General features: G+C 66.3%; 23 protein-coding genes and 1 pseudogene. 11 read left to right on the forward strand and 13 right to left on the reverse strand.

Annotation, left to right across the window (positions count from 1 at the left end):
• Positions 1–47: 47 nt before the first annotated feature.
• Positions 48–812: a phosphoribosylaminoimidazolesuccinocarboxamide synthase gene (gene purC / locus LH400_RS19985; RefSeq protein ID WP_229154993.1), complete on the reverse strand. Its 765-nt coding sequence runs from the start codon at positions 810–812 to the stop codon at positions 48–50.
• Between the two features lie 249 nt (positions 813–1061).
• Here purC and LH400_RS19990 point away from each other — a divergent pair, with 249 nt between their 5' ends.
• Positions 1062–1379 (forward strand): DUF1476 domain-containing protein, encoded by a 318-nt coding sequence (locus LH400_RS19990; RefSeq protein ID WP_229154995.1) that lies wholly within the window; start codon positions 1062–1064, stop codon positions 1377–1379.
• Positions 1376–2158: an HpcH/HpaI aldolase family protein gene (locus LH400_RS19995; protein ID WP_229154997.1), complete on the forward strand. Its 783-nt coding sequence runs from the start codon at positions 1376–1378 to the stop codon at positions 2156–2158. The genes LH400_RS19990 and LH400_RS19995 overlap by 4 nt, the downstream gene beginning before the upstream one ends.
• A 155-nt stretch (positions 2159–2313) precedes the next feature.
• Here the strand turns inward: LH400_RS19995 and LH400_RS20000 are convergent, their stop codons facing one another.
• The 9 genes from LH400_RS20000 to LH400_RS20040 all read right to left on the reverse strand — a co-directional run bounded on the left by LH400_RS20000 (position 2314) and on the right by LH400_RS20040 (position 9702).
• A complete protein-coding gene (locus LH400_RS20000) occupies positions 2314–2874 on the reverse strand; it encodes an RBBP9/YdeN family alpha/beta hydrolase (protein ID WP_229155054.1) in 561 nt (186 codons plus the stop codon).
• A gap of 54 nt (positions 2875–2928) precedes the next feature.
• The gene (locus LH400_RS20005; RefSeq protein WP_229154999.1) at positions 2929–3777 is read right to left on the reverse strand and encodes an arylamine N-acetyltransferase family protein; all 849 of its coding nucleotides are present in this window, start codon (positions 3775–3777) and stop codon (positions 2929–2931) included.
• A gap of 78 nt (positions 3778–3855) precedes the next feature.
• Positions 3856–4611 (reverse strand): SDR family NAD(P)-dependent oxidoreductase, encoded by a 756-nt coding sequence (locus LH400_RS20010; protein ID WP_229155001.1) that lies wholly within the window; start codon positions 4609–4611, stop codon positions 3856–3858.
• 30 nt (positions 4612–4641) lie between these two features.
• Positions 4642–4851 (reverse strand): hypothetical protein, encoded by a 210-nt coding sequence (locus LH400_RS20015; RefSeq protein WP_229155003.1) that lies wholly within the window; start codon positions 4849–4851, stop codon positions 4642–4644.
• A 119-nt stretch (positions 4852–4970) separates the two neighbouring features.
• On the reverse strand, positions 4971–6302 hold the full coding sequence (gene purB, locus LH400_RS20020; protein ID WP_229155004.1) for an adenylosuccinate lyase: 1332 nt from the start codon (positions 6300–6302) through the stop codon (positions 4971–4973).
• 83 nt (positions 6303–6385) lie between these two features.
• The gene (locus tag LH400_RS20025; RefSeq protein WP_229155006.1) at positions 6386–7135 is read right to left on the reverse strand and encodes a DUF2259 domain-containing protein; all 750 of its coding nucleotides are present in this window, start codon (positions 7133–7135) and stop codon (positions 6386–6388) included.
• Positions 7136–7172: 37 nt separating this feature from the next.
• Complete coding sequence (locus LH400_RS20030; RefSeq protein ID WP_229155007.1) at positions 7173–7490, reverse strand: hypothetical protein; 318 nt, start codon at positions 7488–7490, stop codon at positions 7173–7175.
• A gap of 26 nt (positions 7491–7516) precedes the next feature.
• Positions 7517–8542, reverse strand: a complete 1026-nt coding sequence (locus tag LH400_RS20035) for a P1 family peptidase (RefSeq protein ID WP_229155009.1) — start codon at positions 8540–8542, stop codon at positions 7517–7519.
• A 5-nt stretch (positions 8543–8547) separates the two neighbouring features.
• Positions 8548–9702, reverse strand: a complete 1155-nt coding sequence (locus LH400_RS20040) for an ABC transporter substrate-binding protein (RefSeq protein ID WP_229155011.1) — start codon at positions 9700–9702, stop codon at positions 8548–8550.
• A gap of 221 nt (positions 9703–9923) precedes the next feature.
• On the opposite strand from LH400_RS20040, the gene LH400_RS20045 reads away from it, so the two are divergent.
• From LH400_RS20045 to LH400_RS20080, 8 genes are all read left to right on the forward strand, one after another.
• Positions 9924–10373 (forward strand): flavin reductase, encoded by a 450-nt coding sequence (locus tag LH400_RS20045; protein ID WP_229155056.1) that lies wholly within the window; start codon positions 9924–9926, stop codon positions 10371–10373.
• A 36-nt stretch (positions 10374–10409) separates the two neighbouring features.
• Positions 10410–11327: an AAA family ATPase gene (locus tag LH400_RS20050; protein WP_229155013.1), complete on the forward strand. Its 918-nt coding sequence runs from the start codon at positions 10410–10412 to the stop codon at positions 11325–11327.
• Positions 11328–11331: 4 nt separating this feature from the next.
• Positions 11332–12582 (forward strand): vWA domain-containing protein, encoded by a 1251-nt coding sequence (locus tag LH400_RS20055; protein ID WP_229155014.1) that lies wholly within the window; start codon positions 11332–11334, stop codon positions 12580–12582.
• 106 nt (positions 12583–12688) lie between these two features.
• Positions 12689–13018 (forward strand): XdhC family protein, encoded by a 330-nt coding sequence (locus LH400_RS20060; protein WP_229155015.1) that lies wholly within the window; start codon positions 12689–12691, stop codon positions 13016–13018.
• Entirely contained in the window at positions 13018–13734 is a 717-nt protein-coding gene (locus LH400_RS20065; protein WP_229155016.1) for an XdhC family protein, read from the forward strand. The genes LH400_RS20060 and LH400_RS20065 overlap by 1 nt, the downstream gene beginning before the upstream one ends.
• Entirely contained in the window at positions 13731–15428 is a 1698-nt protein-coding gene (locus LH400_RS20070) for an NTP transferase domain-containing protein (RefSeq protein ID WP_229155018.1), read from the forward strand. Before LH400_RS20065 ends, LH400_RS20070 begins: the two co-directional genes overlap by 4 nt.
• Before the next feature lie 620 nt (positions 15429–16048).
• Positions 16049–16906 carry a retron St85 family effector protein gene (locus LH400_RS20075; protein ID WP_229155020.1) on the forward strand — a complete coding sequence of 286 codons (858 nt, stop codon included), beginning with the start codon at positions 16049–16051 and terminating at the stop codon, positions 16904–16906.
• Positions 16816–17886, forward strand: coding sequence for a retron St85 family RNA-directed DNA polymerase (locus tag LH400_RS20080; protein ID WP_229155022.1), 1071 nt, complete (start codon positions 16816–16818; stop codon positions 17884–17886). The genes LH400_RS20075 and LH400_RS20080 overlap by 91 nt, the downstream gene beginning before the upstream one ends.
• Positions 17887–18135: 249 nt before the next feature.
• Here LH400_RS20080 and LH400_RS20085 read toward each other — a convergent pair whose 3' ends face one another.
• From LH400_RS20085 to LH400_RS26430, 3 genes and pseudogenes are all read right to left on the reverse strand, one after another.
• Complete coding sequence (locus LH400_RS20085) at positions 18136–18396, reverse strand: Rossmann-fold NAD(P)-binding domain-containing protein (RefSeq protein ID WP_229155024.1); 261 nt, start codon at positions 18394–18396, stop codon at positions 18136–18138.
• Positions 18397–18529: 133 nt separating this feature from the next.
• Positions 18530–19477 carry an aldo/keto reductase gene (locus LH400_RS20090; protein ID WP_229155026.1) on the reverse strand — a complete coding sequence of 316 codons (948 nt, stop codon included), beginning with the start codon at positions 19475–19477 and terminating at the stop codon, positions 18530–18532.
• Positions 19478–19722: 245 nt separating this feature from the next.
• Positions 19723–19869: pseudogene (locus LH400_RS26430) on the reverse strand (DUF2256 domain-containing protein); the annotation flags it as partial.
• A 153-nt stretch (positions 19870–20022) separates the two neighbouring features.
• Here LH400_RS26430 and LH400_RS20100 point away from each other — a divergent pair.
• Positions 20023–20751: an SDR family NAD(P)-dependent oxidoreductase gene (locus tag LH400_RS20100; RefSeq protein ID WP_229155027.1), complete on the forward strand. Its 729-nt coding sequence runs from the start codon at positions 20023–20025 to the stop codon at positions 20749–20751.
• The last annotated feature ends 376 nt before the right edge of the window (positions 20752–21127 follow it).

The raw sequence follows: 21127 nt of genomic DNA on the forward strand, positions 1-21127 counted from the left end.
GATCAGTCTCAGTGCCGGCACCGGCTGCTTGGCGGTCCTGCGCCGCTTCACTTGACCAGTACCGGCCCGGAAGGGCGGGGCGGCTCGTTCTCGTTCATGATGCCGAGCCGGCGCGCGACCTCCTGATAGGCTTCGACGAGGCCGCCCATGTCGCGGCGGAAGCGGTCCTTGTCCAGCTTGTCGTTCGTCTGGACGTCCCAGAGCCGGCAGGAATCAGGCGAGATCTCGTCGGCGACGACGATGCGCATCATGTCGCCCTCGAAGAGCCTGCCGGTCTCGATCTTGAAGTCGACCAGCTGAATCCCGACGCCGAGGAAGAGACCGGAGAGGAAATCGTTGACCCTGATGGCGAGGGCCATGATGTCGTCGATCTCCTGCGGGCTCGCCCAGCCGAAGGCCGTGATATGTTCTTCGGAGACCAGCGGATCGTCGAGCGCGTCGGCCTTGTAGTAGAACTCGATGATCGAGCGCGGCAGCACCGTGCCTTCCTCGATACCCAGACGCTTTGCGAGGGAGCCGGCGGCAACATTGCGCACCACGACTTCCAGCGGAATGATCTCGACTTCCTTGATCAACTGCTCGCGCATGTTGAGGCGGCGGATGAAGTGCGTCGGAATACCCATCCGGTTGAGATGGGAAAAGATATACTCAGAAATCCTGTTGTTCAGGACGCCTTTGCCGTCGACGATCTCATGCTTCTTTTTATTGAAGGCGGTCGCGTCGTCCTTGAAGAACTGGACCAGCGTACCGGGCTCCGGGCCTTCATAAAGAATCTTGCCCTTGCCTTCATAGATACGGCGGCGACGTGTCATTATGGTTACTCTATCGTAAAGCGTGCGCCTTAGAGGATTCGGGCGCAAAAACGGCGACGGATCGAGCGGGTGAATAGACCAAATCGCCCATCATCACAATCGGCAGACCTGTGAGGTCGTGCGCGCGGGAGAGGATATCAAGAGCTTTTCGCGCGGCCACGATGGATCGCGGCTTCAAAAACGGCGCCGATGACCGTATGTCAACCGCAGGCCCGCAGAGCGGGCAACGAGAGCCAAGGGGAGCCGATCATGTCCTTCACCGATCGCGAGCGAGATTTCGAAGCCCGCTTCGTCCACGATCAGGAACTGCGGTTCCGCATCGAGGCGCGGCGCAACAAGCTCATCGGGCTCTGGGCCGCCGAAAAGCTCGGCAAGAGCGGCGACGACGCCGAGGCCTATGCGCAGCAGGTCATCCACGTCGCCTTCCAGGCGCCGGGGGACGAAGGCATCGTCAACAAGATCCTCGGCGATTTCGATGCCGCGGGCGTCGATCAGTCGGACCACCAGATCCGGCGCCATCTGACGGAGTTCCTGGCAGAAGCCGAAACCCAGATCCGCGCCGCGTGAGCCGAATCATGGGGCTTCCGCCGCTGCGCCAGCGCCTCATGACGGGCGCTCCGGTGTCTTCGTCCTGGATCGGCGGGACCGACCCGCTGATCCACGAGGCATTTCTGAGGGCCGATTTCGACGCCATCACCTTCGACGTCCAGCACGGGCTACTCGACGAGGTGAGCCTGAAGCTCGGCATCGAACGGGCGGCGCTGCTCGGCAAGCCGTCGCTGGTTCGCCTGCCCATCGAGGACCGGGCGCTTGCCGCCCGGACGCTCGACTGGGGCGCGTCGGGCGTCATTCTGCCCATGGTCGAAAGCGTCGGTGACGCCGAACGACTCGTTGCGGCGACCAAATATCCGCCGCTTGGTCAGCGTTCCTACGGGCCGACGCGCACGGCGGTCCTGCACGGCTATGAGGATCGCGACGATTATGCCCGGGACGCGCGGAACGAGACCTTCGCCTTCGCGATGATCGAGACCGCGGCCGCCCTGGCCGCGCTCGATTCGATCCTCGCGATCGACGGGCTCGACGGCGTCTTCGTCGGACCGTCCGATCTCTCCATCGCCCTGTCCGGCGATGGAACCCGCTCTCCCAGAGGGGAGAAGGCGGAAACCGCGGTCAGGACGGTGGCGGATGCCGCCAAGGCGGCGGGCAAGGTCTCCGCGATCTATGCCGCGACGCCGCAGGACGCGGCGCATTACCGCGAGCTCGGCTTCCGGCTGATCTGCACCGGGTCCGATCTCGGTACGATCGAGGCCGCGGCGAATGCTCTGGCGAAGGCGGTGCGGGGCTGAGGGATACGAGGGAGCGCGTGGATCAACGTCCCGCGCTCTTTGTCCTACAGTCTGCAGGCCTTGCGAAAGGCGGCGACGCGCGGCCGAGGCCGCTGCCCGAAAGTCGCGAGCGACTCCTCGGGCAAGCACCCGTCACATGGATTGCTGCCAGAGCGTCAGCTGCCGGCGGGCAGACGGCTCATGAATTTGCCGAATGTGAGGAGCCCCTCCGGCCACGGGCCATGACCCGAATCGGCGTTGATGTGACCGGCTTCGCCCGCGTCGATGAAGAGCGATCCCCATGCGCCGGCAATGTCCTCCGCTGCCGCGAAGGAGGAGAACATATCGTTGCGGCTGGCGACGAGGAGGCTCGGAAACGGCAGCGGGTCGCGCGGATAGGGTCCGAAGGTCATCAGGTGCTTCGGCCGGATCGACGAGTTCTCGACATCGGGTGGTGCGACGAAGAACGCGCCGGATACCGGCTTTTGGAAGCCGGGGATCGCCTGCACCGCGGCTGCCACGCCGAGCGAATGGGCGACGATGACGACCGGCCGCGTGGAGGCGTTGACCGCTGCGGCGATCGACTGTGTCCAATCCTCTCGGACCGGCTTCGTCCACTCGGCCTGTGCGACGCGGCGGGCCGTCGAGAGCTTTCTCTCCCAACGGGTCTGCCAGTGGTTTTCGGGGGAGCCCTTGTAGCCGGGCACGATGAGGATGTCGGCTTCTGCAACGCGCATGACAGGCAGATGCGGATGGCGTGCGGCCAAGTCAACCTCGCGCGGCGACTTCCGTTACCACTCTCCCAATGCGGGGGCGATCGCCGCGTCCCATTCGGCTACCACGGGAAGCCGGAACTGGTCCGCCAGCGTCTCCATGACCTCGCCGGCGGTCAGATGCCTCACCTCGAACTCGCCGTCGCTCCGGCGCAGGCTGAAGCGGTTCCCGGCCAGCGTATAGCGGACGTCGCCGTCGAGCCGGGCGGCCATCAGGAGATTGCGGAAGGACGACGTCGGATGGGTGGCGACGAACCAGTTGGCGAGGGTGAGATCGGCCGGATGGCAGCGCAGCGGCAGGATCTCGTAGAGCGGCAGCCAGGCGTCGCCGGTGGCCCGTTCCACGACCCGGCCGTCCGCCAGGGCGCGAATGCGGAAGACGCCGCCGCGCGTTTCCTGCGGGTCGTCGCCGAGGAGCCGCAGCGGCTGGTTCGGCATCGGGCCGCCGAAGCCGACATCGGCTAGGTAGCTTTCGCCGTCGATGCTGACGACGAGCACGGCATGCGTCGCGGGTGGTACAGGGCCTTCGAAGCCGGTCCGCAGCCGCACCCGCGCCAGGAAGGTCTCGACCGCAAAGCCGGAGGCCTCAAGCATGCGCCGGAAGAGGCTTGCATGTTCGAAGCAGTAGCCGCCCCGCCGGTTCGTGACGAGTTTCAGATCGACGGCCGACGGGGCGAGGTCGGGAACGCCGCCGAGAAGCACGTCGATCGCCTCGAAGGGAATCGCGGCCATGTGGCGCTCCATCAGCCTCGTCAGTCCCGGCAGCGTAGGCGCGACCGGATCCTCGACACCGATCCGCGTCAGATAGGCCGCGTGGTCGAAGCCGGAGATCGATGTGTCGGGGAAGGAACGCGTTGCGGCGGTCATGGCCCGCGATTGTGTCGTCGCCACAGCCGCGACGCAAGCGGAGGGGCGCCGGTCCTGCCGCACCTCGTGTCCGAAGGGTTAGCCGCCTGCGATCTTGAGAAGCCGCCGCGCGAGCGCCGGCGAGAAGCCGGTGATGCGCCTGAGGATCGCCGCCTGGCCGACCCAGATCTCCGCCTCGGCCCGCTCCATGCCCCTGATGATACGCGTCGCGGCCTTGTCGGCCGACAGCTTGCCTCGGTGGCTTCGGCTGGCGGTCATGGGCGTCTCGACCAAGGGCAACAGCACCTCGACCACCTTCAGCCGACCGCCGGCACGCTCGGCCTGATAGCGGGTGGAGTAGGTGAAGGAGCGCAGTCCGGCCTTGGTCGCGCAGTAGACAGGGTTCATCGCCGTCGGCGCGACGGCAAGGCCCGAGCTGTTGTTCACCAGCATGGCGCTCGCCTGCGCGCGAAGATGCGGAAACAGATGCTGGGTGATCCGGATCGGGGCGGCGAGATTCACCGCGATCTGCGTCTCGGCGAGACGGTCGAGCTCCGCCGCGGCCATCGTCGCAAAATCGCCGCGCTCGGACACGCCGGCATTGTTGATGACGACGGAAAGGTCCGGATGACGGGTGGTCAGCCCGGAGAGTGCGGCATCGAGCGCGGCGCTGTCGGCGAGGTCGACGGCCTCGTGGACGAGGTCGGCATCGCTTTCGATCTCGGGCGGCCGGCGCGACCAGGCGATCACCCGACAGTCCCGGTCGAGCAGGCGCTCGGCCAGCTCAGCGCCGACGCCGCTGGAAGCGCCGGTGAGAAGCACGGTGCGGCCTTCGAGCGAGAAGCGCTTCGCCATGATCGGGGGGTTCCAACTGCCCCGGGGCCGTCACTGCGACGGCGCGGGACTGGCGGTTCCGGCAGCCGGAGCCTCGGTGGCGGATTGCGCCGGCTCCAGCGCATCCGGATTGCGCGTGCCCTGGTCGGGCGTTCTTGTGAAGAAGACGAAGTAGATGACGGCGGCGACGACGATCACGCCGACGGCGATCCAGAGCAGATGGCGACTGCGTGAACGCGGCTGTGGTCCTGCTGCTGGCATTTGCGGTCTCCCATCTGCTTCGGCCGGCGGAGCCGCCGGCCTTCACCCATTTCGAGCCGAACCGTCTCGGCCGCGCCGAGGTTCCGATCGGCCGCCGCCAGGACGAGGAGTGGCCTCCGCTACTCAGCCCGGCCGAACACCCGCTCGAAGATCGTCGCCGCGTGCTTGATGTGGTAGCCGAGGTCGAAGCGGGCACGGATCTCTTCCTCGCTGAGTGCCTTGCGAACGTCTTCGTCCTTCAAGAGCTCCTCCAGGAAGTCGACGCTCGCCGAGCCCGCCGCGTGGTAGCTCTCCCAGACCTTCATCGCGTTGCGCTGGACCAGCCGGTAGGCGTCTTCCCGGCTGACGCCGGCCTGGGTCAGGGCGAGTAGGATGCGCTGCGAATGCACGAGGCCGCCGAGCCGGTCCATGTTCGCCTGCATGCGCTCGGGATAGACGAGCAGCTTGTCGACGACGCCGGTGAGGCGGGCGAGGGCGAAGTCGAGCGTGATCGTCGCGTCCGGGCCGATATAGCGCTCGACCGAGGAGTGGGAGATGTCCCGCTCATGCCAGAGCGCGACGTTCTCCATCGCCGGCAGCGCGTAGGAGCGCACCATGCGGGCAAGGCCCGTCAGGTTCTCCGTCAGCACCGGATTGCGCTTGTGCGGCATCGCGGAGGAGCCCTTCTGGCCGGGCGAGAAATACTCCTCCGCCTCCAGAACCTCGGTGCGCTGCAGATGCCGGATCTCCGTCGCGAGCCGCTCCATGGAGGAGGCGACGACGCCGAGGACAGCGAAGAACATGGCGTGCCGGTCGCGCGGGATCACCTGCGTCGAGACCGGCTCCGGCTTCAGGCCCATGGCCTTGGCGACGTGTTCCTCCACCCGCGGGTCGATATTGGCGAAGGAGCCGACAGCGCCGGAGATCGCGCAGGTCGCCACCTCTTCGCGCGCGGCGACGAGGCGGTCGCGGCAACGCTGGAATTCGGCATGGGCGAAAGCGAGCTTGACGCCGAAGGTCGTCGGCTCGGCATGGATGCCGTGTGAGCGCCCGATGGTGACGGTGTCGCGATATTCGAAGGCGCGGCGCTCCAGCGCGGCAAGCAGCGCATCGAGATCGGCGAGGAGGATGTCGGCCGCCTTGGTGAGCTGGACGTTGAAGCAGGTGTCGAGCACGTCGGACGACGTCATGCCCTGGTGGACGAAGCGGGCGTCCGGGCCGACGATTTCGGCGAGATGCGTCAGGAAGGCGATGACGTCGTGCTTGGTCTCGCGCTCGATCGCGTCGATCCGCTCGACGTCGAAGGTCGCGGCATTGCCCTTTTCCCAGATGGTCTTCGCGGCGTCCTTCGGAATCACGCCGAGTTCGGCCAGCGCGTCGCAGGCATGCGCCTCGATCTCGAACCAGATCCGGTACTTCGTCTCCTGCGACCAGACGGCGACCATGTCGGGGCGGGCGTAGCGGGGGATCATCGGCAGCGTCTTTCGAGGAACAGATTGCGGGAAATCTACGGCCGGCCTCTAGCAGAGGCGCCGGGCCGCCTCAATCGAACCGTTTAATCCATCGGCACGGGGTTGGCGATGAAGCGCAGGTCCGGACCCTCGAAGCCGACGGTCTTCACGCCGATGATCGCGACGGCCGCGAATCGCCCGTCCACCTGGTCCCGGACGACGACGCGCGACAGCCGGTAGTCGATCGGGCAGCCCCGGCTCTCGGGAATCGCCTTGTCTTCGTGGATGAGCCGAGCGGTCTCGCCGGGTTCGGCCGCGACCCGGATCAGCCGGTAGCCGACGGCCGCATCCTGGAAAGAGCAGTTGCGTCCCGGCGGCAGCGGAAAGGTCTCCAGCCGCAGCGAGACCCGTCTGTCCGGCGAGGGTTCGATCGCTCGCGGCAGGAAGCTCACCTTGTGCGGATCGGCGGAGAGTTCGGTCGCCGGATTGTCGACGACGATCCGGCCCGGATGGTCCTCCGGCCGGTAACGCTCGAACAGCTCGGCCGCGCGCTGCCGCGCCTCGGCTTTCACGTCGTCGACGCTTGCGGCTTCGTCTTCCCGGCTCACGCGGACGGGCGAGGGCGGCACGAACCGATCGGCGGGCAGATCCAGGAAGAAGATCTCCGCATAGGGAAATCCGGAGCCGTCCTGGACGCCGGACTGTTCATAGGCGAAGATCTTGGCGTCAGCGGAGAAGCCGAGCGTCGTCAGATCGGCGAAATCACCGGCCTTCGAAGCGTTTGGCATGGCTGCCACGGCGGCAAGGCCGAACAGCAGCATTGCGAGAGTGCGGGCGGTCTGCGGTCTCGTCATCCAGACGTCTCCGAGCCTCGTGCCGGCGGGTGCGTCATCACCCCTGCGATCGCGTGCAGGAGAAGCTGTCGCCGCTCTCCTGTGAATACCATCCCATCGTATCGCCGGTGAAGCCCGACAGCGTGATCGCATAGCCGTCTGCGAAGAACAGTGTGTAGGAGCCGTCGGTGCCCTCCTGGACCTCCTCGATGGGAAGGTCGTCGGACCCGTTGTTGTAGGTCGTCGGCGTGAAGGTGAAGGTCGCGACTTCGCAGTCCCACGTCCCGACGAAGGGCAGGTCGGCCGTCTCGGCGACCGCCCCCGATCCGGCGAAGCCGGTCGCCAGAAAGATTGCCAGAGCCAGAGTCCTGCGCATGTCCGTTCCTCCGTTGCGAAGCCGCGTCATGCGGTCCGGTGTTCGAGTGCCGACCAGGTCGGCAAAAGGTCGTTCACCGCGGCGGTAGCGGCGTATATCCCGCGGGCCACCGCCCGCGCCATGGTCGCGGCCGCAGCGGCGCCGAGCTCGACCGAGCGGCCGCCGCTCTGCTCCAGCGAGATGCCGCTCGCGCCGGTCGCCGCGGCGAAGACGAGGTCGCCGTCGAAGTCCGTGTGGCTCGGCCAGATCGATCGCGCCAGCCCGTCATGCGCGGCGATCGCGAGACGTCGGGCCGCGCCCTTGTCCATGATCGCATCGGTCGCGATGATGCCGATCGTCGTGTTGGCACCCAGCCGGGCGTCGAACTTGGTGCGCAACCGCGAAGCGTCCCGCCGAAACGGCGAGGGCATGCCGAGGCCGCCGAACTCGTCCCCGATCTCGAAGGGCGCCGCCCAGAAGTGCCGAGTATCGCCGATGGATACTGATCCGACGGCATTGACGGCCACGAGGGCCGCGACCGTAACGCCGCTGGCGAGCACCGTCGAAGCCGAGCCGAGGCCGCCCTTCATGGTGCCGGTCGTACAGCCGGTGCCGGCGCCGACGCTGCCGAGGTCGAAGTCGAGGCTCGCGGTCGCTGCGGCCGCATAGCCGAAATCGCGGTAGGGCGGGTGGAGGCCCCAGTCCTTGTCGCCCTGATTGGCGAGATCGAAGAGGATCGCCGCTGGCACCAGCGGGACCTTGAAGCCCGCGACCTCGAAGCCGCGGTCGCTCTGGCGCAGGAACGACTGGACGCCGGACGCCGCGTCGAGACCGAAGGCGGAACCGCCCGACAGGACGAGCGCGTCGATGCCGGAGACGAGGGCGCTCGGCGCCAGGAGATCCGTCTCGCGCGTACCGGGAGCCCCGCCGAGGATTTCGACTCCCGCCACCACCGGGCGATCGAAGACCACGACGGTGGATCCGCTCTTCAGCGCCTCGTCGCTGGCATGGCCGACGGCGAGCCCCGCGACGTCCGTCAGAAGGTTGCGGGGGCCGGGCCGCCAGTCCGCCATCGTCCTTATCCCCCCGCTTCGTCCACGAAATGATCCTGGCGCCACTCGAACACGCGGTAGAGATCGAGGTTGGAATCGCCCTTGGCATCGAACTTGATCGTGCCGAAGGCCGTGTCGAAGGCGCCTTGCGACAGGATGTCGCCGAGCGGCGCGTTGCTCTCGCGCGCTCTTCGGGCTGCGGCGATGGCGATCTCCGTCGCGGCATAGGCCGGGCCGAAATAGCCCTGCGGCACGTCGAGCGCCTGGTCTCCCGTCGTCCCCGCCTTTTCGGCGGACGGCTCGCGCGGCTCGAGGTCCGGAAAACGGTTCCGCGGCCCGATCGCCACGATCCCGTCCGGCAGCGGCGCGTCGGCGCTGGTTTCGTCGAAAAGCGATTCCCCGCCGACGATGGCGAGGTCGAGATCGTTCGAAGCGGCGTCCCTTGCGATGATCGCGATATCCGGCCGGTCGCCGGCGATGAAGAAGCGGGTGACGCCGGTGCGCGCCAGGCGGCGCACGAGCCCGAATTGCTTCTCCTCGGCCGGCCGGTAGTTGTCGACCGTCTGCGGCTGCATGCCGGCATCGCCGACGATCCGCCGGACGCTGTCGATCAGGGAGCGGGCGGCGATCGAGCCGTCGTCGATCAGGCCGAAAGGTTCGCTCTTCCAGCGCTTCTTCAGATAGTCGGCCACGGCCTTCGCCTCGGCGTCGGAGCGCGGCGCGATGCGCCAGACCTCGTAGCCGGTCCGCTCGCGCCGGTCGGTCAGCCGGTTCGCCCGGACCCCGACGTCGATCGTGGGGATGCCCGCGTCCTTCAGGACCGGCAGCGCCGCCTCGATCGCTTCGGTGCAGAGGAAGCCGACGACGATTGCGGCCTTCTCCTTCACGAAGGTTTCCGCAGCGGCCTTGCCGCCTTCGGCCGAGCACTGGGTGTCGCCTTCGACGAATGAGACGGCGCTGGCCGCCGAGCCTTCGTCCTGCGTGCCATCCTCCGAGACGCGAGGCTTCGCAGCCGCCCTTGCCCCGGCGACGAGCTGCCGGCCGAGGATCTCGGATGAATCGGACAGGGGCGCCGCAAGTCCGATGGTGAGCTCGTCGGCGGCACGCTGCTCCTGCGCCTCGACCGGACAGGCGAGCGCGGCAGAAACCAAGAGGGCGAGGGCGAGGGGCTTCGTCGACATGCTCTCAGTCTTAGAGCGTTCCGCCGTGTTAGGGAATTGCCGGAGCCGGGCCTGCGCGCTTAAGAGAGGCGACTTTCGCGTCGCAACAGCGCGATCCTGCGCCGGGATGCGGGATGCCGATCGGCGCACTATGTAGGACACACCTGAAGCATTCGGCGCGACCGCGGGACGGAACATTGCTGACGACGAACACGATCGACCGCCAGAGCTTTCGCGAGGCGATGAGCCGTTTTGCGGCATCGGTCCATCTGGTGACGACGGACGGGCCGGCCGGGCGGCGGGGCGTGACGGTGTCGTCCGCCTGTTCCGTCTCGGACGATCCGGCGACCCTGCTCGTCTGCCTCAACACGTCCAGCCCGGACAATGCCCGCTTCGAGGCGAACGGCAGTTTTGCGCTCAACCTGCTCGGCAAGGACAACGAAGCGCTCGCGCGCGCCTTCGCGGGGGAAGGAAAGCTCGCCCCCGACGCGCGCTTCGCCAAGGGCGAATGGCATGCGGAGGAGACCGGCGCGCCGCTGCTCGTCTCGGCGCTTGCCGCGTTCGACTGCCGCCTGCTGGAATCGCGGATCGTCGCTACCCACCGGGTGATGATCGGGGAAGTGGTAGGGGTCCGGATCGGTCCGCGCGCGCCTTCTTTGGTCTATCTCGACCGCGGCTATCACAGCCTCTAGTTTCCGCGAACTCGCATTCAGGCCGAAAGGATTGTCGTGACTTCGAAACTTCCGAGCTCGATCGACGAAACCGAGCGGCTGCTCGACGGGGCCGACTATGTGGCGGACCGGGCGCTCGCGACCGTCCTGTTCCTGTCGCTCAGGATGGGCCGGCCGCTGTTCCTGGAAGGCGAGGCCGGGGTCGGCAAGACGGAGATCGCCAAGGTGCTGGCCAAGGCGCTCGACCGCCCGCTGATCCGGCTGCAATGCTACGAAGGGCTCGACGTGTCCTCGGCGCTCTACGAGTGGAACTATGCCGCGCAGATGATCGAGATCCGCATGCGCGAGGCCTCGGGCGACACCGACAAGGACGCGACCCGCTCGGAGATCTTCTCCGACCGCTTCCTGATCCGCCGCCCGATCCTGCAGGCCCTTGAGGGGCAGCCGGGTCGCGCCCCGGTGCTCCTGATCGACGAACTCGACCGCACCGACGAGGCCTTCGAGGCGTTCCTGCTCGAGATCCTGTCCGACAACCAGGTGACGATCCCGGAGCTCGGCACGATCCGCGCCGAAGAGCCGCCGATCGTCATCATCACCACCAATCGGACCCGCGAGATCCACGACGCACTGAAGCGCCGCTGCCTCTATCATTGGGTCGACTATCCCCAGGCCAGCCGCGAACTGGAGATCGTCAAGCGCAAGGCGCCGCGCGCCAATGCCGAACTCGCCGAGCAGCTCGTCGCCTTCGTGCAGCGCTTGCGCCAGATCGACCTTTTCAAGGCGCCCGGCGTCGCCGAGACGATCGATTGGGCAAATGCGCTGACCGAGCTCAACGTCGTCGCGCTCGATCCCGCGCATGTCTCCGACACGATCGGCGTCCTGCTCAAATACCAGGACGATATCCAGCGGCTGGAGCGGGGCGAAAGCCGGGAGATCCTGACGCAGGTCAAGCGCGATCTCGCCGCCGCTTCCTGACGCCATGGCTGACCCGACGCCCCAAACCGCTGATCCGGAAGGCCGGCTCGCCGACAATATCGCCTATTTCGCGAGGGCCCTGCGCAAGGCCGGACTGAAGCTCGGCCCCTCCGCGACCCTCGACGCGATCGCCGCGGTGAAGGCGGCGGGGCTGTCCTCGCGCGACGATTTCTACTGGACGCTGCACGCGACGCTCGTCTCCCGGCACGAGGACGACGCTGTCTTCGCTGAGGCGTTCCGGCTGTTCTGGCGCTCGCGCGAGCTGATCGAGAAGATGATCGCGATGTTCTCGCCGACCGCGCCGCCGCGCGAGACCGAGGAGCGTAAGAAGCGGGCCGGCGAGGACCGGGCCGCGGAAGGCCTGTTCGAAGGCGCCGAGAAGCGGGTGACGAAACAGGAGCGGCCGGAGATCGAGATCGATGCCAGCCTGACGGTCTCCGGCAACGAGGTGCTGCGCCAGAAGGACTTCGCCCAGATGTCGGTCGCCGAGATCGAGGAGGCCAAGCGCGCCATCGCCACTCTCCGCCTGCCGGCCGACCGCATCGAGACGCGGCGCTTCAAGCCGGATCCGCGGGGGCGGAGGATCGATCCTCGGGCGATGATGCGGGCCTCGATGAAGACCGGCGGCGACCTGGTCCTGCCGAAATACCGCTCGCGGCGCGAGGTTCATCCGCCTCTCGTCGTCATCGCCGACATCTCCGGCTCGATGAGCCAGTACACGCGGATATTCCTCCACTTCCTGCATGCGCTGACCGACAAGCGCCGGCGGGTCCACACCTTTCTCTTCGGCACGCGGCTGACCAACGTCACCCGCCAGATGCGCCGCAAGGACCCCGACGAGGCGCTGGCAGACTGCGCCGGCGCGGTGAAGGACTGGTCCGGCGGCACGCGCATCGCGGAAGCCTTGACCGAGTTCAACCGCGTCTGGTCGCGGCGGGTGCTCACCCAAGGCGCCGTCGTCATCCTGATCACCGACGGGCTGGAACGTGACAGCGTCGTCGACCTCGCGCAGGAGATGGAACGGCTGCACAAATCCTGCCGCCGTCTGATCTGGCTGAACCCGCTCCTGCGCTTCGACGGCTTTTCGGCGCGGGCGCGCGGCGTGCGGGCCATGCTGCCGCATGTCGACGAGTTCCGCTCCGTCCATTCGCTGGATGCGATGACGGAGCTGTGCGCGGCGCTCTCGGAGGGACACACGCGGGCGAGCGATCCCAAGCTGTGGCTGAAGGACGAACGCATCGTCGACGCGGCGTGACCTTGCCGGAAGAGGGCGGCGGATCGAGATATAGGAGGCAGGATTTGAGACGCAGCGCCTGTCGCGCCCAAACGCTTCCCGCAGAGCGAACAATCGAGGATCGAACATGTCCGAGACCACACATGAACTCGACGTCCTGAAGACGACGGAGGCCTGGGCGGCTGAGGGGCGCGACTTGGCGCTCGCCACCGTCGTCGAAACCTGGGGATCGGCCCCGCGCCCCACCGGCAGCCATCTCGTCATCGATTCGGAGGGCAATTTCGAGGGCTCGGTCTCCGGCGGCTGCGTCGAGGGCGCGGTGGTCGCCGAGGCGATCGACGTCATCGACGAGGGCAAGCCGAAGATGCTGGAATTCGGCGTCGCCGACGAGACGGCCTGGCGGGTGGGCCTCTCCTGCGGCGGACGGATCCGCGTCTATGTCGAGAAGGTGGGCTGATGGACCGGACGATCCTGAAGGCGCTCAATGCCGAGCGCGCGGCGCGGCGGGCCGCCGTCGTCGTCACCGATCTCGCCACCGGCCGGCAGCGGCTGGTGCGCGAGGTGGATGCCGAGGCCGATCCGCTGGCGGACGCGATTTCCAGGGCGATCCGGACCGGCAAGTCCGGCATCACCCAGACGGATGCCGGCGAGACCTTTCTCAACGCCCATCTGCCGCCGGCGCGCCTCGTGGTGATCGGCGCGGTGCATATCAGCCAGGCCCTGGCGCCGATGGCGAAGCTTGCCGGCTACGACATCGAGATCATCGACCCGCGCACGGCCTTCGCGACGCCCGAGCGCTTCCCCGGCGTGCCGCTCCGTGCCGAATGGCCGGAGGATGTCCTGAAAAACAGGCCGTTCGACCCCTATACCGCGGTCTGCGTCATCACCCACGACCCCAAGATCGACGACGGCCCGCTGATCGCGGCGCTGAAGGCCGGCTGCTTCTATATCGGCGCGCTCGGCAGCCGGAAGACGCATGCCCGCCGCGTCGAACGGCTTGAGGCGGCCGGCATACCGCCGCATGCGATCGAGCGCATCGAAGCGCCGATCGGCGCCGATATCGGCGCCTCGACGCCCGGCGAGATCGCCGTCGCCATCCTCGCCTCGGTCATCGAGGCCTTCCGCAAGCGCAAGATGTTCGCCGAGCGGCGCGGCGAGACGGAGCCCGCATGATCTTCGGCAGCGTTCCCGTCGAAGACGCGGCGGACGCGATCCTCGCCCATTCGCACCGGGCGGGGAAGAGCCGGCTGAAGAAGGGCACGCGGCTGTCCCCGGCCGACCTGAAGGCGCTCACGGAGGCCGGCGAAAGGACCCTCGTCGTGGCGCGTCTCGAACACGGCGACATGACCGAGGACGAGGCGGCCGCCGCGATCGGCGAGGCGCTCGCCGGCGCGCACATCCGCATCGGCGAGGCCGCCACCGGCCGCGCCAACGTCTTCGCCGGAACCACCGGCCTCTTCGTGCCGGACCGGCGCGTGGTCGATGCGGTCAACGCCGTCGATCCCGGCATCACGCTCGCGACGCTCGGTGAATACGAGCCGGTCACCGTCGACCGCATGGTCGCGACCGTGAAGATCATCCCGCTGGCCGTGCCGGGCGCCGCGGTCGCGGCGGTGGTGGACATCCTGCGGGACGCCGCCGCCTTCCGCCTCGCGCCGTTTTCGCAAAAGCGCGTCGCGCTGATCCAGACCGAGCTGCCGACGGTCAAGCCGTCCATGCTCGACAAGACGCGCAAGGCAACCGAGGCGCGGCTCGGCCTCTCGGGCTCCGAGATCGTCGCGGAGATCCGCTGCCCGCATGAGACCGGCGCGCTCACCGATGCCCTTCGGCGCCTCGACGGCGCCGACCTGACGCTCGTCTTCGGCGCCTCGGCGGTGATCGATGCCGACGACGTTATCCCCGCCGCGATCCGGGCGGCCGGCGGAACGGTCGATCACCTCGGCATGCCGGTCGATCCCGGCAATCTCCTGCTCCTCGGCCATCTCGCCGGCGCCCCGGTGCTCGGCGCGCCCGGCTGCGCCCGCAGCCCCAAGGAGAACGGCTTCGACTGGGTGCTGAACCGGCTGCTGGCAGACCTGTTCGTGACCGGCGCGGACATCCGGGGCATGGGCGTCGGCGGCCTCCTGATGGAGATCGCCTCGCGCCCGCAGCCGCGCGAGAGCGAGTCCGGGGACATTGAGGCCCGCGACGCCGAGGCCGATGGCTTCGAGGCCGATGACGCCGAGGCTGGCGATACCGGGTTCGGCGGCAGAGGTCCGGCCCGCCGCGACGACCCGGTCGTCGACATCGTCGTGCTGGCCGCCGGCCGCTCCAGCCGGATGGGCGGGCCAAACAAGTTGCTCGCCACCTTCGACGGCGTCCCGCTCATCCGCCGCTCGGTGATGACCGCGCTCGCCGCGAAGAACGCCCGCACAGTCCGTGTCGTCGCCGGTCACATGGCGGACGACATCGCCGGCGCGCTGACCGGCCTCGACGTCGAGACCGTTGAAAACCCGGCCTTTGCCGAGGGCCTGTCGACATCGCTCAAGGCCGGATTTGCCGCCTGCCGGGGCGCTGACGGCGTCATGGTCATGCTCGCCGACCAGCCGCTGCTCTCCTCCGCCGACCTCGACCGCCTGATCGCCGCCTTCACCGGCGAGGGCGCCGGTGCCATCGTCGCCGCCAGCGACCGCGGCCGCCGCCGCAACCCGGTGATCCTCTCCACCGCCTTCGCCGATGCCATCGCCGCGCTCACCGGCGACATCGGCGCCGCGCCAATCATCGCGGCCAACCCGGACGCGCTGACCGAGGTGGAACTCGGCGCGGCGGCGGGGACGGATGTCGATACGCCCGAGGCGCTGGAGAGGGCGGGGGGACGGTTGTGGTGAGCGAGAGACGATTGCCGCGACTGTTGGTGTGGCGCTCGATCCTGATGTTGGACCTGAAGCAGCTGGGCTGACTGAGACTGAGAGTCCGGGATGGGTGGTTTTCCGGACCGCTTCTGGACAGCTATGTCGGGAAAGCGGCCATTCGGCGGGCCGCTGCAATTCGGCAGCATTTGGCGACCAGCTTGCCTCGCATTCTGTTAGCGCAACGCTAGCTCGGCGGTAGTCGTAAACAAGAGCAGACCTGCAGCCCGCTCGCATTGAGGTTGCGACGTAGACAGAGGTGTCACTAGCTCCCCCACGCAGGGGTGGGCATCTTGCTTGACAGCTCTCTTTGAGAGTGGGAAACAGTGAATAGCTTACGTGAAAAGCGCCTTGCGCGCTTGGTCCGGCGTTTCGTCAGACCTCAGTCGATTGTTAGGTTTTATCCGGTGTGGAACAACCTGGGGTTCTACCGCCACAAGTGGCCGCTCCGCTCGGTAGAACCCCAGCTTATTCCACACCTCCAAGGGTAAGTGCTAGCGGGGGGTAACATAGCCGATCTGGTCGAACGCATAGACGTTTCGACCTTGCGTGTTAGTGCGCCCACCCCAATAATCTTGCTTTGCGGTGGCAAGATCGACGTGACGGCCCCGAGACCCAAGTCTTTGCGGGCGGCCTTCACGCAAATTTATGGGCGACCTGGCCTGAAGTCATACTCGACTGTCACGCCCGAGGACTTTCGCATCTTTGCGCCTGATGGGCCCTACAAGGATTGGCTGACCTTCGAGCGCGAATTTGCCCAGATTGTCGACCTTGTCGTGTTGTTCTCCGAAAGCTACGGCAGTGTTGCAGAGCTAGGCGCTTTCTCCGTGGTCGACGAGATCGCCTCGAGGCTTCTCGTTGTGATCGACGATGAAAACTATGGAGAGTCCTCTTTCGTAAAGCTCGGGCCCCTCCTCTTCCTGCGAGAGAATTACGGGCCGTCGACGGTATGTGTGGTCAACAGGGCGGACCTGAAATTCCCGAAAATCGACAACGTCGCTGATATAGACCTCGACCGCTTTGCGGAAACGATCATACCTGCGCTTGAGCATCGGAAGGCAGCCTACACCGAGCATACGACATTCAATCGGGAGCGCGCCGGGCATCTGATCAAGCTTATTGTGGGCCTGATCCAGCACTACGGAGCCCTCACCGAAGATGAAATCGATGTACTGCTGTTCGTGATGGACGTTAGTGTTCCGTATGTGAAGATCGCAGACTACCTAAGTTGCGCGGTCAACGCGGAGTGGATCGTGCGGGATAAGCGCGGTATCCAAGAGTATTTCTGTGCGCTGCCAGACGTCAAAGAGGCGCTCACCTACCGGCTACGCAAAGATCTTTCGCCGGAGGAGAAGGACCGTGACCGTTGGCGGGCGACGGTAATCGATTATTGGAAAGAGAAAGACCCGGTCAGGTTCAGCAGCATCCAAGCGGCTTTGAGGGGCGCAATGCGATGAGCGGAATTATTGAGACTTTGGCAGTCGAGACCGGGATAGAACCCGGTTTGGTTGATCGCATCGTGCGAACGGCGCCCAGCCGCTATAAGACCTACCCGATCGATAAGCGCGGGGGTGGTACCAGGCTCATCTCGCAGCCTGCTAAAGAGGTGAAGATACTCCAGAGAGCCCTGAATGATGTGTTGCTGAAACATCTGCCAGTTCATGCTTCGGCAACTGCTTATCGTGAAAGTTTATCGATCAGGGAAAACGCGCTCCCTCACGCCGGTATCGGTCCGATCTTAAAGCTCGATTTTGCGGAATTCTTTCCTTCGATCAAACTGCATGACTGGAAGAAGTACTGCGAAAAGACTGGATGCCTAACCGATGTCCATGACGTCGAGATGAGCGGACGTCTGATCTTTCATCGGCCGAAGGGGCGTTCAACCCTGCAACTTGCCATTGGCTCTCCATGTTCACCGTTCGTGTCCAACGCGCTGATGCACGAATTCGACTTCCTTGTCGTAGAGGCTGTGGCTGCTGATAAGGTGGTATACACGCGGTACGCTGATGATCTCACGTTTTCTGCACCTCGTTTGGGACATTTGCGTGATGTCGAAAAAATCGTTCGCCGTATACTTCGAGGCCTGTCGTTTCCGCGTCTGCGGCTCAACATCAACAAGACGACCTACGTAACCTCGAAGTTTGGGCGGCGCGTCACAGGGTTGACGCTCACCAACGCAGGTGGAGTCTCCATTGGTCATGCGCGAAAGCGCAAATTGCACACAGCAGTCTATCGGGCATCGCAAAACAATTTGAATGCCGACGAACTCGCGGAATTAAAGGGAATGCTGGGATTCGCTCACAGTGTGGAGCCGGAGTTTATCGAGATCCTTAGAAGGCGATTTGGCAACGATATTGTTAGCTTCATCCAGTCTTATCCAATCGAAAGAAAGAGAAGCGCGAAAGTCATCGCTGTAGAACCGGATGAAACCCGCTGACGCGTTACGACAAATTTGACAGCCTATTTGCTCGAAAAGATTGGGATCTGACGGTGAGTTTGCGACCCGAATTTGTTAACTTAAGGTAGTCGAATGAACGGCTGGTTACGGGTAATGATCGGAGCAGCCGGGACGATGAAAAGGGGTCGATACCGGATGGCCTCTCCCAAGCGTCCGCTTCCTTCCGCATCGGCTCGCTCGGGTGGAGACCTGATGGCCCGCTTGCCCGCGGTCGCCTAGACAAAGACGTCAGCCGCCCCCGCCGCCCTCGTGCCTCTCCATTACCGTCCCGATCGAGAGCGGTTCTCGGCCGAGCAAGGTGCCGAGGGTCGGATCGGTGGCGGCGAAGTCGCCGCGGCGGGCCGCGCGAAAGGTGCCGAGCAGCATTTCGGCATAGACGCGCGGGGTGCCGGACTGCATCTTGAGCTCGATCCATTCCTCGTCCGACACCGTCGAATGACGCACCTTGCGGTGGAGGACGTCTGAAGCGGTCGCGGCGATCTCCGCCATCGTCACCGCGGCCGTCGCGGTCAGAGGCGGGGTTCTTCCGTCCCATGCGCCGTCCGATGCGAGGATCGCAGCATCTCCGAATGGGAGGCGGTACCACAGACCAACCCGACCCATGGCACCGCCAAACGACTGGCTAAGCCCCCGCCTCGTCCAGCACCCGCATCTGATCCGCCGACAGTTTCACCTTCGCCGCGCCGAGCGTCTCGTCCAGCTGCTTTACCGAGGTCGCACTGGCGATCGGGGCGGTAACGCCGTCCTTGGCGATCAGCCAGGCGAGGGCGATCTCTGCGGGCTTGGCGCCGGTGGCGCCGGCGACCTCGTCGAGCGCCTCGAGGATGCGCTGGCCCTTGCCGCCGTCGTTGAAATAGCCGCCGAGCATGCGCTCGCGGTTCGCGCCCTCGATGTCCGCCTTCGAGCGGTACTTGCCGGTGAGAAAGCCGCTGGCGAGCGAGAAATAGGTGACGACGCCGAGGCCGTGGGTTTGCGCCGTCTCTTTCAGCGGACCCTCGAAGTCGCCGCGGGCGTAGAGATTGTATTCGGGCTGCAGCACTTCGTAGCGCGGCCCGCTATTCGCCTCGGAGATCGTCAGGGCTTCCTCGACGCGCGCCGCCTCGTAGTTCGAGGCGCCGAGGACGCGCACCTTGCCGGCCTCGACCAGCTTGGCGAAGGCGCCGAGCGTCTCCTCCAGCGGCACGGTCTTGTCGTCCTCATGGGCGAAATAGACGTCGAGATGGTCGGTCTTCAGCCGCTTCAGGCTGTCGTCGATCGCGGCCATGATGTTCGCCTCGGACAGGCCCGGCCGCTGCTTCCACTTGGCGACCTTGGACATGATGACGAGGTCGTCGCGGCGCTTGCGGGAGGCGATCCACTCGCCGATTACCGTTTCGGACTCGCCGCCTTCGTTCCCGGGCGCGAAGGAGGAATAGGTATCGGCCGTATCGACGGCGTTGAAGCCGGCGTCGACGAAGCGGTCGAGCAGGGCGAAGGACGTCTCCTTGTCGGCCGTCCAGCCGAAGACGTTGCCGCCGAAGACGATCGGGGCGATGGCGATGTCGGAGCGGCCGAGCGTGCGCTTTTCCATGGTGGTCTCCTGTTGTTCGGGAAGTGGCGGCACGGCGCTGCCCGATGTCGAAGGCGCTCCGCTGCCGCCGGGCCGCAAGGCCCTGTCGTTGGGAAGAGACCTGTCGCGGCAGGAGCGTAAGGCAAGCGGACTATCGTGAACGCAGGGTTCGGCTATTGCGCGAAGGGATCGGTGTCCGCCCCCGGCTTCCGCCGTGCCGATAACGGCGTCTCGACGGATCCGCGCGGCTCGTTGCGGGCCGGGCCTGCCCGCCGCGCCTCGCGCCGGCAGCGATCGGAGCAGTAGCGGACCTCGTCCCAGACCGCCTTCCATTTCCTGCGCCAGACCATCGGACGGCCGCAGGCGGCACAGATCTTCGTCGGCAGGTCGGATTTCCTACGCATGGCGGCAATTGCCCGGCTGGCCGGCCGATGTCGAGACGGCTCCCGCCGGCCGTCCCGCGCCCTGACGTCGCAGTTGACGCGCCCGGCGGCAGGCGCATCTGCCGGAGCACGCGGCGTCGGGCAGCACCTTTGCCAGGCGCGGGCAAGAGGCGAAGGAGCGGCATGGGACGGCATCTCATCTATGGCGGCAATGGCGGGATCGGCTCAGCGATCGCGCGGCGGCTTGTCGGCGCTGGGCACGAGGTCGTGCTCGCCGGGCGCAACAGGCAGGAACTCGAAGCGCTCGCGGGCGAGTTGAACTCGTCCTTCGTCGAATGCGACGTGACCGAACCGGACGCGATCGAACATGCGGCGGGGCAGGCGGGCGATGTGCTCGACGGCCTCGTCTACGCGGTCGGGACGATCAATCTGAAGCCCTTCGCCCGGCTGACGGAAGACGATTTCCTCGCCGATTTCCGGCTGAATGCGCTCGGCGCGGCGCAGGTTGTCCAGGCCTCGCTGTCGCAGCTCATGAAGGCGCCGGATGGTGCCAGCGTCCTGTTGTTCTCCACGGTCGCGGTCGAGCAGGGATTTTCCGCCCATGCCTCGATCGCCATGGCCAAGGGGGCCGTCGTCGGGCTCACGCGCTCGCTTGCGGCCGAATTCGCGCCGAAGATCCGCGTCAACGCCATCGCCCCCTCGCTGATCGACACGCCGCTCGGCCAGAAAGTCGCCGGCAATCCGAAGATGGCCGATGCGGTGGCGAAGATGCACGCCCTGCCGCGGCTCGGGACCCCCGACGATGTCGCCGCGATGGGCGAACTGCTGCTGACGGGAGCCGGCGCCTGGATCACCGGACAGGTGTTCGGCATCGATGGCGGCCGCTCCACCCTCCGCGTGATGCGCAGCTGATATGAAATCCGTTTGATCGCTTCGCGATAACGGATTTCAAAGACGCTCAAACGCCGCGCAGGCTGCGATACGGTATCCGGCTGGATCAACCGGACACCGGATGAGGCCTCCCGGGGCTCGCGCCGGGTGAAACCGCGCTGCTTCCTTGAAGGGGGCCCGGTCCGTCGCCGCATGCTTCGGCAGATCGATCCCCTGCCGAACTGGCCCGCCGCTTGTTGCGCCACTGTCACGATGGCGCGACCAAGCGGCGCGAAACCGCTTGAAGCTTCCACGATTCTGGCGGTTAATCGATCAACCGGCGCTTATCGCCGGTCGCGGGTTAGCACGTCGTTAAGGAAGGCGGCGCAGCATCTGATGGTCGGCCGAACAGGTCGGC

The organism is Jiella soli (genome assembly GCF_020615385.1).
Taxonomy (GTDB): domain Bacteria; phylum Pseudomonadota; class Alphaproteobacteria; order Rhizobiales; family Rhizobiaceae; genus VKMB-3413.

Excerpts from the sequence above, each read along its gene's own strand:
- purC (WP_229154993.1), bottom strand. The coding sequence starts at position 812 with ATGACACGTCGCCGCCGTATCTATGAAGGCAAGGGCAAGATTCTTTAT.
- LH400_RS19990 (WP_229154995.1), top strand. The coding sequence starts at position 1,062 with ATGTCCTTCACCGATCGCGAGCGAGATTTCGAAGCCCGCTTCGTCCAC.
- LH400_RS20000 (WP_229155054.1), bottom strand. The coding sequence starts at position 2,874 with ATGCGCGTTGCAGAAGCCGACATCCTCATCGTGCCCGGCTACAAGGGC.
- LH400_RS20005 (WP_229154999.1), bottom strand. The coding sequence starts at position 3,777 with ATGACCGCCGCAACGCGTTCCTTCCCCGACACATCGATCTCCGGCTTC.
- LH400_RS20010 (WP_229155001.1), bottom strand. The coding sequence starts at position 4,611 with ATGGCGAAGCGCTTCTCGCTCGAAGGCCGCACCGTGCTTCTCACCGGC.
- LH400_RS20015 (WP_229155003.1), bottom strand. The coding sequence starts at position 4,851 with ATGCCAGCAGCAGGACCACAGCCGCGTTCACGCAGTCGCCATCTGCTC.
- purB (WP_229155004.1), bottom strand. The coding sequence starts at position 6,302 with ATGATCCCCCGCTACGCCCGCCCCGACATGGTCGCCGTCTGGTCGCAG.
- LH400_RS20025 (WP_229155006.1), bottom strand. The coding sequence starts at position 7,135 with ATGACGAGACCGCAGACCGCCCGCACTCTCGCAATGCTGCTGTTCGGC.
- LH400_RS20030 (WP_229155007.1), bottom strand. The coding sequence starts at position 7,490 with ATGCGCAGGACTCTGGCTCTGGCAATCTTTCTGGCGACCGGCTTCGCC.
- LH400_RS20035 (WP_229155009.1), bottom strand. The coding sequence starts at position 8,542 with ATGGCGGACTGGCGGCCCGGCCCCCGCAACCTTCTGACGGACGTCGCG.
- LH400_RS20040 (WP_229155011.1), bottom strand. The coding sequence starts at position 9,702 with ATGTCGACGAAGCCCCTCGCCCTCGCCCTCTTGGTTTCTGCCGCGCTC.
- LH400_RS20045 (WP_229155056.1), top strand. The coding sequence starts at position 9,924 with ATGAGCCGTTTTGCGGCATCGGTCCATCTGGTGACGACGGACGGGCCG.
- LH400_RS20055 (WP_229155014.1), top strand. The coding sequence starts at position 11,332 with ATGGCTGACCCGACGCCCCAAACCGCTGATCCGGAAGGCCGGCTCGCC.
- LH400_RS20060 (WP_229155015.1), top strand. The coding sequence starts at position 12,689 with ATGTCCGAGACCACACATGAACTCGACGTCCTGAAGACGACGGAGGCC.
- LH400_RS20065 (WP_229155016.1), top strand. The coding sequence starts at position 13,018 with ATGGACCGGACGATCCTGAAGGCGCTCAATGCCGAGCGCGCGGCGCGG.
- LH400_RS20070 (WP_229155018.1), top strand. The coding sequence starts at position 13,731 with ATGATCTTCGGCAGCGTTCCCGTCGAAGACGCGGCGGACGCGATCCTC.
- LH400_RS20085 (WP_229155024.1), bottom strand. The coding sequence starts at position 18,396 with ATGGCGGAGATCGCCGCGACCGCTTCAGACGTCCTCCACCGCAAGGTG.
- LH400_RS20090 (WP_229155026.1), bottom strand. The coding sequence starts at position 19,477 with ATGGAAAAGCGCACGCTCGGCCGCTCCGACATCGCCATCGCCCCGATC.
- LH400_RS20100 (WP_229155027.1), top strand. The coding sequence starts at position 20,023 with ATGGGACGGCATCTCATCTATGGCGGCAATGGCGGGATCGGCTCAGCG.